At 59.8% G+C, this 8118-nt stretch carries 8 protein-coding genes and 1 pseudogene; all 9 read left to right on the plus strand.

What is annotated here, in order from left to right; genetic code table 11:
* The first annotated feature begins 113 nt into the window (after positions 1 to 113).
* Positions 114 to 1334 (plus strand): DUF2793 domain-containing protein, encoded by a 1221-nt coding sequence (locus ACEWPM_RS18485; RefSeq protein WP_393963713.1) that lies wholly within the window; start codon positions 114 to 116, stop codon positions 1332 to 1334.
* 205 nt (positions 1335 to 1539) lie between these two features.
* Entirely contained in the window at positions 1540 to 2109 is a 570-nt protein-coding gene (rfbC, locus tag ACEWPM_RS18490) for a dTDP-4-dehydrorhamnose 3,5-epimerase (protein ID WP_393963712.1), read from the plus strand.
* Positions 2106 to 3146 carry a dTDP-glucose 4,6-dehydratase gene (gene rfbB, locus ACEWPM_RS18495; protein ID WP_393963711.1) on the plus strand — a complete coding sequence of 347 codons (1041 nt, stop codon included), beginning with the start codon at positions 2106 to 2108 and terminating at the stop codon, positions 3144 to 3146. The genes rfbC and rfbB overlap by 4 nt, the downstream gene beginning before the upstream one ends.
* A gap of 79 nt (positions 3147 to 3225) precedes the next feature.
* Positions 3226 to 3903, plus strand: coding sequence for a sulfotransferase family 2 domain-containing protein (locus tag ACEWPM_RS18500; protein WP_393963710.1), 678 nt, complete (start codon positions 3226 to 3228; stop codon positions 3901 to 3903).
* Positions 3900 to 4754: a dTDP-4-dehydrorhamnose reductase gene (gene rfbD / locus ACEWPM_RS18505; protein WP_393963709.1), complete on the plus strand. Its 855-nt coding sequence runs from the start codon at positions 3900 to 3902 to the stop codon at positions 4752 to 4754. Before ACEWPM_RS18500 ends, rfbD begins: the two co-directional genes overlap by 4 nt.
* Before the next feature lie 49 nt (positions 4755 to 4803).
* On the plus strand, positions 4804 to 5685 hold the full coding sequence (gene rfbA / locus ACEWPM_RS18510; protein ID WP_393963708.1) for a glucose-1-phosphate thymidylyltransferase RfbA: 882 nt from the start codon (positions 4804 to 4806) through the stop codon (positions 5683 to 5685).
* Between the two features lie 329 nt (positions 5686 to 6014).
* Positions 6015 to 6605 carry a shikimate kinase gene (locus ACEWPM_RS18515; RefSeq protein WP_393963707.1) on the plus strand — a complete coding sequence of 197 codons (591 nt, stop codon included), beginning with the start codon at positions 6015 to 6017 and terminating at the stop codon, positions 6603 to 6605.
* 67 nt (positions 6606 to 6672) lie between these two features.
* Positions 6673 to 7212, plus strand: a complete 540-nt coding sequence (locus ACEWPM_RS18520; RefSeq protein ID WP_393963706.1) for a hypothetical protein — start codon at positions 6673 to 6675, stop codon at positions 7210 to 7212.
* 702 nt (positions 7213 to 7914) lie between these two features.
* A pseudogene (locus tag ACEWPM_RS18525) lies at positions 7915 to 8118 on the plus strand (hypothetical protein); the annotation flags it as partial.

An 8118-nucleotide genomic window follows, 5' to 3' on the forward strand; every position in this document is an offset into this window, starting at 1 on the left:
CAGAGGGGCTGTATCGGCGGTCGACTGGCAGGACCGAACGGTGCCTTCGGAAATCCGAAATCCCTTCTACCGTTACTGGCCGGCAACGCATCAGTAAACGGAGCCCCAGGCCCATGCCCGATACATCTGCCTTTCTCGACCTGCCTTATCTGCAGCCGTCCCAGGCGCAAAAGCACGTCACTCACAACGAGGCGCTGCGCCGTCTGGACTGGTTGGTGCAGCTGAGTGTCGAGACATTGGATCAGGCGGCGCCGCCGGAGCCTGCCACCGAGGGAAGCAGGTACATCGTCGGGGCAGGGGCATCCGGGGCATGGGCCGGCAAGGACGGCCAGATCGCAGTGTTCGAAGGCGGCGCCTGGCATTTCATCGAACCTGCTTCGGGATGGCTGGCCCATCTGCGCGAGGCGGGCGTATTGGCGGCGTTCAACGGCACGGAGTGGGAGCGGCTGCAGCCGGAAACGCTGGCTGTGCTGGGGGTGAATGCCACGGCGGATGCCGCCAACCGGCTGAGCGTGAGCTCGGAAGGCTCGCTTTTCAACCATGAGGGCGCAGGGCACCGGCTGGCGATCAACAAGGCCGGGGCGGCGGACACGGCCAGCATGATCTTTCAAAGCGGTTTTGCCGGACGCGCCGAAATGGGTCTGGCAGGGGACGACGATTTTTCGATCAAGGTCAGCGCGGACGGCGTTTCATGGAACACGGCGTTGCAGGTGGATGCCGCGACCGGCGCGGCAACGACCGGGGCGCTGGCGGCCGCAGCCTATGGCGGCGCCGGGGTGCAAAGCTCTTCCATCGACAAGACAGCCGGGCGGGTGCTGAAACTGGACGGGGACACCGGTAGTTTCGGTCTTGGCGGGGTCACCTCGCCGTTTCTGGCCGATGTGAACGACCCGGCCTGCGCCACCGGGTTTTATCGCACGACCAGTGGCAGCGCGGGCACCTTTCCGCCCGGTGCCAACAAGTTCGGCCAGCTGATCGTGTTTCGCTATAATGGTGACGGCTTCAATCAGATCTATGCCGACGTGGTCAGCCCGACCTGTTGGGTGCGATCCTTTCGCCAGCAAAGCGGCGGGTTCGGTGCCTGGGTCAAGGGGTATCATTCCGGCAATATCGTGGGTCCGGTGGCGCAGACCGCCGGCGTGCCGTCAGGCGCCGTGCTGGAGCATGTCAGCACCGCGACCGGGCGTGCCCTGCGGCTGGCCGAGGGCACTCAGGTACTGAGCGCGGATCTGGTGCTGAACCGGGCCGGGCCGGGTCTGCTGGAGGCGACGTGGAGCTTTCCTGCGGCGACGGTCGGTGCCGCGAGGCTGATCGCCGTCGCGCGCTGGAGCTGATCCTCACCGGCTTTTCTCGGGGCGATGGATGACATGCCGAGGCGGGATTGGTAGAGGTGAGCGGACACCTTGGCCATTCCGAGCATGATCGGCACATGATTTCAGCATTTTCCCTGCGGGCTGGACTATCGAGATCGCCCACCATATCGAACGGCTGCATGACGGGTCATGCAGCCGTTTGGGCTGAACGATATGGATTGGTGACATGTTGATTGAAGACACCTGCCTGCCGGGCGTGAAAATTCTCACTCCGAAGCGCTTTGGCGACCATCGGGGTTTTTTCAGCGAGAGCTGGAACAGCAGGGTTCTGGCCGCAGAGGGGATCGACGCCGATTTCGTGCAGGATAACCATTCCCTGTCGATGCAGGCAGGCACGGTGCGCGGTCTGCATTTCCAGTCGCCACCCCATCCGCAGGCCAAGCTGGTGCGCTGCGGGCGCGGTCGGCTTTTCGATGTCGCCGTGGATATCCGGCGGGGCAGCCCGACCTATGGGCAATGGGCTGGCGTTGAGCTGAGCTTTGAGAACGGTCGGCAGCTCTTCATTCCAGCCGGCTTTCTGCACGGATTTGTAACGCGCGCGCCAGACACCGAAATCGTCTATAAATGTACCGATTACTATGCGCCCGAATGTGATGGGGCGGTGCGCTGGAACGATCCCGATATCGGGATCGACTGGGGAATAGACGCCAGCGAAGCCGTGCTGAGCGATAAGGACGCAGAGGCCCCGCTGCTGGCCGATTTCGACACGCCCTTCACCCACGGAGAGCCCTCATGAAGATATTGGTGACAGGCGGCGCGGGGTTCATCGGCTCGGCGGTGGTGCGGCAGGCCGTGGGACTGGGCCACTCGGTGGTCAACCTGGACGCGCTGACCTATGCAGCCTGTCTGGAAAACGTCGCCAGCGTGGCCAGCAGCCCGCTCTACGCGTTCGAGGAGGCCAATATCTGCGATCGGGCCGCCCTTGACCGGATCCTGGCCGAACATGCGCCCGACGCAGTGATGCACTTGGCGGCCGAATCTCATGTGGATCGATCGATAGATGGTCCGGAAGCCTTTATAGAGACAAATATCACCGGCACCTACAGGCTCCTCGAGGCCGCCCGAGCCTATTGGACTGCGCGTGGCAAGCCCGAGGATTTCCGGTTTCACCATATTTCCACGGACGAGGTGTTCGGCTCGCTCGGGGCCGAGGGGCAGTTCACTGAAGAGACGCCCTATGATCCGCGCAGTCCTTATTCCGCCTCCAAGGCCGCAAGCGATCATCTGGTGCGGGCCTGGCATGAAACCTATGGCCTGCCGGTGGTGCTGAGTAATTGCTCGAACAATTACGGGCCCCATCATTTCCCCGAAAAACTGATCCCCGTAGTGATCCTTAACGCGCTGGCGGGCAGGCCTATCCCGGTCTACGGCGATGGCGCGAATGTGCGCGACTGGCTTTATGTCGAAGACCACGCCGATGCGCTTCTGACCGTTTTGACCAAGGGCGAAGTCGGGCGCAGCTACAATATCGGTGGCGAGAACGAGGTCAGCAACCTCGATCTGGTGCGTATGATCTGCACGATATTAGACTCTAAAAAACCTGAAAACGCTCCGCATGCGGATCTGATCACCTTCGTGGCAGATCGCCCCGGCCACGATCTGCGTTATGCGATCGACCCGCAGCGTATCCGCACCGAACTGGGCTGGCGCCCGTCCGTCACAGTGGAGGAAGGGCTGAAAAAGACCGTGGAATGGTATCTGGACAACGCGGAGTGGTGGCGCGCTCTGCAGGGCCGTGCAGGTGTGGGTCAGCGGCTGGGGACCAAGGCGTGACGCGCCTGACAGGCTACTGCCGGATCAATGCCGGACAATGGGCTTGCCCATATGCCGCGAGCCCTCTGGATAGTGACCCGTGCCGCTGATCCGCATATCCGGGCGCATCCTCTATTTCGCCCATGTGCCAAAATGCGCCGGCACGGCTCTTGAGCTTTTTCTTGAATCGCATATTGGACCATTGGCCTTTCGCAATAGCGCCTTCAACCGGATCCCACCCGAAGACCGCTGGACTCGATCCTCGCCGCAGCATGTGGACGCTGCCAGCCTGGCCCTGCTGTTCCCGCCGAACTTCATTGATGAAAGCTTTGCCGTCGTGCGCCATCCGGTGGACCGGATCGTGTCGGTATTCCGTTTTCAAAGAGATATAGAGGGCCGCATAGAGACTGATATGCCCTTTGGGAACTGGTTGGATAGCGTTGCGAAAGAAGATGTCCAAGGGCAATGGGCGCTCGACAACCACACCCGCACCATGGACGCGATCGTCCCCGAAAAGGCGCGGATTTTCCGGCTGGAAAACGGTCTGGAGCCTGTCGTGGCCTGGCTGCAAGGGATTCTGGGGCCTGATACGCAACTGCCGCGAACGGTTCCACCGCGCAATGTGCTGTCGGACCGGCTGGCGCATGAGGGGCGCCCCGATATCCCGGTGCGGATCACCCCTGATATCATCGACAAGATCGCGGCGGTGTACCGTGCGGATTTTGATCGTTTCGGCTATGAGCCGGGCCAGAGATTGAAAGAGGAGCCGCGAGCATGACCCTGCTGATCTTTGGCAAGTCGGGACAGGTGGCAACCGAATTGCAGCGCCGGATGCCGGATGCGCTCTTTCTGGATCGGACAACAGTCGATCTGAGCGACTCAGATGCCTGCGCCGCAGCAGTCCGGCAACACGCACCAAGTGCCGTGATCAACGCCGCTGCCTATACAGCCGTCGACCGCGCCGAAGAGGATGAGGCGCAGGCCATGGTGATCAATGGCGACGCCCCCGGAGAGATCGCGAAGGCCTGTGCGGCGGAGCACATCCCGCTGGTGCACATCTCGACCGATTACGTGTTCGATGGTACCGGCGAGCGGCCTTGGCGTCCGGATGATCCGGTGAACCCGCAAAACGTCTATGGCCGCAGCAAACTGGCGGGGGAAGAGGCGGTGCGCAGGGCAGGGGGCGTGCATGCGATCCTGCGAACATCGTGGGTGTTTTCCGCGCATGGCAACAATTTCGTCAAGACCATGCTGCGCCTGTCGGAGACCCGCGATGCGCTTGACATCGTGGCCGACCAGATCGGCGGGCCGACCCCGGCCGATGCCCTCGCCGAGGCCTGCATCGTGGTTGCGTCGGCCCTGAAGGAGGCCCCGGAAAAATCCGGCACCTATCACTTCTCGGGACAGCCGCCGACAAGCTGGGAATGCTTCGCGCGCGAAACATTTGCCCGCGCGGGACGCGCCGTTCTCGTTACCGGCATTGCAACCAGTTCCTATCCCACCGCAGCCCTGCGGCCACTCAATTCGCGGCTGGATACATCGTCTCTGACAAAGGCTTTCGGCATCCATGCGCCCGATTGGCGTGCGGGTCTGGACCGGGTGCTGGCGGAATTGGACAATGCCGGGTAACAAGCCGCTACAAGATGATGGGCATCACGGCTTCAGGGGGCAGGATCACATGACACAGCGCAAGGGTATTATCCTAGCAGGAGGGTCGGGCACGCGGCTCTATCCGGTGACGATGGGCATCTCCAAGCAATTGCTGCCGATCTATGACAAGCCGATGGTCTATTACCCGGTCTCGGTGCTGATGCTGGCCGGCATCCGCGAAATCGCGCTGATCACCACGCCGCAGGATCAGGAACAGTTCCGCCGCCTTTTGGGCGACGGCAGCCAATGGGGCCTGTCCTTCACCTATATCGTGCAGCCCTCGCCGGACGGTCTGGCGCAAGCCTATCTGCTGGCCGAGGATTTCCTGGCCGGGGCGCCTTCGGTGATGGTGCTCGGCGACAACATCTTTTTCGGGCACGGCCTGACCGAACTTCTGGCCGAGGCCGATGCGCGCCCCGAGGGGGGCACGGTCTTCGGCTATCACGTCTCGGATCCCGAGCGCTACGGCGTGGTGTCCTTCGATGCCGCGGGACAAGCGGAATCGATTGTCGAAAAGCCGACCAAGCCCGCCTCGTCCTACGCGGTCACGGGGCTGTATTTCCTTGACGAGACGGCGCCCGAACGTGCGCGCGCCGTGCAACCTTCGCCGCGCGGCGAGCTCGAGATCACGACCCTTCTGGAGATGTATCTGCATGACGGGCTGCTGAATGTGCAGCGCATGGGCCGCGGCTATGCCTGGCTCGATACCGGCACCCATGCGAGCCTGCTGGATGCGGGCAATTTCGTGCGCACCCTGTCGATGCGGCAGGGCCTTCAGACCGGCTCACTGGACGAAATCGCCTTCGCCCAGGGCTGGATCGACCGCGAGGCGCTGAACCGGCGCGCGGATCTCTTCGGCAAGAACGACTATGGCGCCTATCTGAGTAACCTGCAGGACCAGTCTGAATAGTCGGGGCAGATCGGACAACCACCCTGCGGCAGCCTCAGCTTCGCTAGAATTATCCGCAAGAGCCATCTTGTTGCCATGAAGTCTCATCTTTAACACCCTGATGAAATTGGGGGCATCATTAGCCTGTCACCTTGATCGAGGTCGGAAAACTCTCGCCAAGGGCGGTAAAAGGTTCAGGCCCAAACCAACTAAGGCTCGAAGTCTCGCTTACTCGACAAAGCGTGGGGGCAACGTCAGGCCAGTTCAGCGATCTAACGTGGCCTTGCTAAAAGCGGATTGTAATTAAAAACATTTTCGGCCAGATTGCAGCAAAAAATAGAAAGTAGGCCATGATCGAGCCACATGATCAGCGCGCCCCAGCGTCCGCCCCCTTGGAAAGCCCGGTTATCGTCTTTGTTGTGGGGCCGTCTGGCGTGGGTAAGTCGACGATCGTGCGCACATTCTTCAAAACAGCCGGGTTGCGCTTCAAATACACATCATTGGACAATATTGCCGCCCAATACGGTCAACGTCGCGGTCTAATTGAGACCGCCAGAGCGCAAGACCTGTTAAAGACTTTAGGTGCGGAAGCATTCTTTTTGGCCGGTATGAGTGCGCTTTTTCAGCAGGTAGGTGCCTCAAATCCCAAACGTATTCACGTAGTGGATGTGGGTGCAGGATTTCAAAACGCTCTCTCTATGAAGTATATGAGCGCCTTACATCCCATGATCTACATTCACGCGAGTTACAAAGTGGCTTATGAGCGTTTTTTTGAACATCGCAATCAAGGCCGTACCTTTGAGATGCACATCGAACACGAGTTTTCGCCAACCCGCAATGCTATCTATCGCTCTGCCAGTTCTCGCATTGAAACAGATACCCTAAGCGTCGAAGACGCGGCGGCACAATTTGGTAGTATAATCAGAAAGCTTGTTGATTGACGTGCTGTCGGTAAGACACCACAAAGTTTCTTACTACTTGTATAGATGAAATAAGGATACATACTGTATGCAATATCTTACCTTTGAGACCTATGAAAGAAATGCGCTCGAGAATCCAGGGCGACACTGGCAGGACTACGAGAATCGGTGGGCCTATTACAGCCGTGCTGTAGAGGTAGCAAAGACAATTGCTCCAACGAGTCCTCGCGATGTTCTGGAAATGGGCACCATGGGTGCCAGTTTAGTTATCGGCTGCGATACAATTGACTTCAGTAAAAACAAACAATGGGATTTTGCGGGAAAAGAGCCTGATATTCTGCATGATGCCCGCAAGGTGCCGTGGCCAGTGGCGGACAAGAAGTATGAATTATTTATCGCGCTACGTGTATATCAGCACCTTGTTCCGGCGCAGCGTGCCTGTTTCAATGAAGCCAAGCGGATCGCAAAGAATGTCCTGATCGTCACTCCGAGTGTCTACGGAAACGGCGGAGGGCTAGACGTAACGACATTCACGGACTGGAACAACGGCAAGCCGCCATCGCTCTCGGAGCTGGTCATGGGTAAAACGACTTATCTTTATCTTTGGCGCGAAGAGGACTACGGTTAAAGTTCATTTTTTAAGGGCGACCATTGCGAGCAATGCACAGAGCATGACTTAACAGGCTGCTGACGAAGTCGGTCTTGACGGACGGCCCGATGACCGCATCTCCGTTGTTCAATTACGCAAATCTGTTCCACGGGTGCTGACGTCAGACATGCCACCTCCTGCCGCCGCTGCCGTGTGGAAGGTGAAACATGTTCTCGAAACCGCGTCGAGGGCGGACTTTTTCAGCAGCCTGTTAAGGAGGTCAGTCCACTTCTTATAGAGCGGTTGTCCAACTGTCTGCAGCGCCTCTCGAGATCCCTCATACGGCTTTGGGGAGCGGCCGCTTGCTGTGCCAGCGTGATAGATAGGCTCTCTCAATTCGGTTTACCTACCGCTGTACTTTCCCGAGGCCGAGCGATTTCACCGAAGCTCGCGGACCGATTGGTTCCTGGCGTTCCTCGAGAAGTATCGTATGCGCCGCCCCCGCCCCATTGGGGTTTTGCTTGCGGTCGGGGTTTTCGTAAGCGGTGGCTGAGCCACACGTTGCTCGCCCCGGCGCGGACTGCGAGGTGATACCCATCTTATGATGGGAGTGCGTTTCGCAATGGATGCTCAGACTGCGTTTCTCAGATCGCTCGGGGTTAAGATTTTCGAGAGCGGGCACCGGCGATGGCCGGAGGCCGTGAAGGCACAGGCCGTCGCGGAGACGCTGGAACCGGGGCAATGGTGAACGCCGTAGCCGAGCGTTACGGAGTGAAGCCGAACCAGCTTTCTGCGTGGCGATGGCTGGCCAAGCAGGGCAAGCTGGTCCTGCCCGCCGCCGAGACGGCGACTGCACCGACGACCTTCGCGCCGCTGGTGTTGTGCGACCCGGACCATTCACAGGCGCCGGAGCCCTCCCGGCAACCAGATGACAAGCTGCGGCTA

The sequence above is a fragment of the Roseovarius maritimus genome (assembly GCF_043355895.2).
GTDB lineage: Bacteria > Pseudomonadota > Alphaproteobacteria > Rhodobacterales > Rhodobacteraceae > Roseovarius > Roseovarius maritimus.

Coding starts and splice junctions, on each gene's coding strand:
- ACEWPM_RS18485 (WP_393963713.1), top strand. CDS start 114: ATGCCCGATACATCTGCCTTTCTCGACCTGCCTTATCTGCAGCCGTCC.
- rfbC (WP_393963712.1), top strand. CDS start 1,540: ATGTTGATTGAAGACACCTGCCTGCCGGGCGTGAAAATTCTCACTCCG.
- rfbB (WP_393963711.1), top strand. CDS start 2,106: ATGAAGATATTGGTGACAGGCGGCGCGGGGTTCATCGGCTCGGCGGTG.
- rfbD (WP_393963709.1), top strand. CDS start 3,900: ATGACCCTGCTGATCTTTGGCAAGTCGGGACAGGTGGCAACCGAATTG.
- rfbA (WP_393963708.1), top strand. CDS start 4,804: ATGACACAGCGCAAGGGTATTATCCTAGCAGGAGGGTCGGGCACGCGG.
- ACEWPM_RS18515 (WP_393963707.1), top strand. CDS start 6,015: ATGATCGAGCCACATGATCAGCGCGCCCCAGCGTCCGCCCCCTTGGAA.
- ACEWPM_RS18520 (WP_393963706.1), top strand. CDS start 6,673: ATGCAATATCTTACCTTTGAGACCTATGAAAGAAATGCGCTCGAGAAT.